2 protein-coding genes are annotated in these 1,495 nt (G+C 70.2%); one reads left to right on the top strand and one right to left on the bottom strand.

Annotation, left to right across the window (positions count from 1 at the left end; translation table 11 throughout):
- Positions 1–512: 512 nt before the first annotated feature.
- On the top strand, positions 513–812 hold the full coding sequence (locus QMK34_RS47410) for a hypothetical protein (RefSeq protein ID WP_326421617.1): 300 nt from the start codon (positions 513–515) through the stop codon (positions 810–812).
- Between the two features lie 57 nt (positions 813–869).
- Here the strand turns inward: QMK34_RS47410 and QMK34_RS47405 are convergent.
- On the bottom strand, positions 870–1,495 hold a 626-nt coding region (locus tag QMK34_RS47405), incomplete at its 5' end, for an alpha/beta hydrolase (RefSeq protein WP_326421616.1).

Genomic DNA, 1,495 nt, shown 5'->3' with positions numbered 1-1,495 from the left:
ACAAAACCCTGGCCACACGAGTGCTCACCCACCACCAGCCACCACGCCCAAGCCTACGAACCCGACCCGAACAAACCCCATTAGGCCACCATGACGGCGTTAGACGCCGTCATGGTGGCCTTCAGGGGCACACGGCAAGCCTGGGGTAGCGACCGAAGGGGACCTACCCTCGACTCAACCTCGCAAGAGTCCCCTTCACCAGAACAAACCGTGTGAAAGTCCCCGTCAGTCACGCGGCCCCAGGCACCAAACTGGACGACATGACATCAGTTTCCGGATGCCTCCTGAGGAATACCGCGAGTTCTTTGTCGCTGTCGCCGGGGCGAGCGGAGCTTTGATCGGCCTGCTGTTCGTGGCCGTTTCCCTCTTCCCCGAGCGGGCCCGGCAAGCGACGACGCACGCGGAGTACCACTCCCGGGCGTCGGCGGCCTTGCTGGTGTTCGCCAACGCGCTGGTGCTGTCCCTCGCCGCGCTGGTGCCCCGGGGTCAGCCTGGGCTGGTGGGCGATGGGCATGTGCGCGAGCCTGCTCGTGTTCGCCGCGGCGAGCGCCCGGTCGATCGCCACCGCGGCGCGTCGCGGGCTGGGGCACTGGAGCTCACTCAGGCTGGTGGTCACCCTGCTGACCATCGCCGGGTTCGAGCTGTACGCCGGGATCGCGCTCGTCGCCGACGAAGGCGATCTGCAGGCGATCCGGACCCTCGACTACGTGGTGATCGCCGATCTCGCGTTCGGCATCGGCCGCGCCTGGCAGCTGATGCACATGCGCGACACCAGCTTTCTTCTCCTCACTGCGCACGCTGGCCCGCGGTGACGACCTCGACGAGCCCGAAGCCAAAGCACCTGACCGTCCACAATAGTGCGGACCGGCTCAGCGCAGGGTCTGGTCGAAGAACGAGACGACGCTGCCCGTCAGCTGCTCGGGCGCGGGGCGCTGGGTGGGCGTGTCGAGCGTGTGGCCGGTGCCCTGCACGGGAATGTAGGTGACCGGGACGCCCGCGACTCGGAGCCGCTCGGCGAACGCGGCGGACTGCGGCCGGACGAAGTCTTCTCCTTGCAGGATAAGGAAAGGCGGCGCGCCGGGCGCGAGATAGGTGACCGGGCTGGCGGTGCGGCGGGTGGCCGGGGAGGCACCCAGTCCCAGGCGGACGACGACGCGGGTGAAGGGGTCGGCGCCGTCGAGGCGGGCGAGGTCCGTGGGGCCGAACATGTCGACGACGGCGCGCACGGCGCTGGGCTGCTCGAGATACTGGCCGACGTCGAATCCGGCCGCCGGGCCCGCGGTGCCGAGCAGAGCGGCGAGCTGCCCACCGGCGCTGCTGCCCCAGACCCCGATCCGCGCGGGGTCGATGCGCAGCGCGGCGGCGTGGGCCCGGAGGAAGCGGACGGCGCATTTGGCGTCGGTGAGCTGCGCCGGCCACGGCGCGGCCGGGGCCAGCCGGTAGTCGAGGGAGGCGACGACGTACCCACGGGCGTTCAACGCCCGTTGCAGGGGGG

Origin of the sequence: Amycolatopsis sp. H20-H5, from assembly GCF_035828755.1 — a bacterium.
In the GTDB taxonomy this organism is placed as follows: Bacteria; Actinomycetota; Actinomycetes; order Mycobacteriales; family Pseudonocardiaceae; genus Amycolatopsis.
This window is presented reverse-complemented; position numbering and strand designations above follow the sequence as displayed.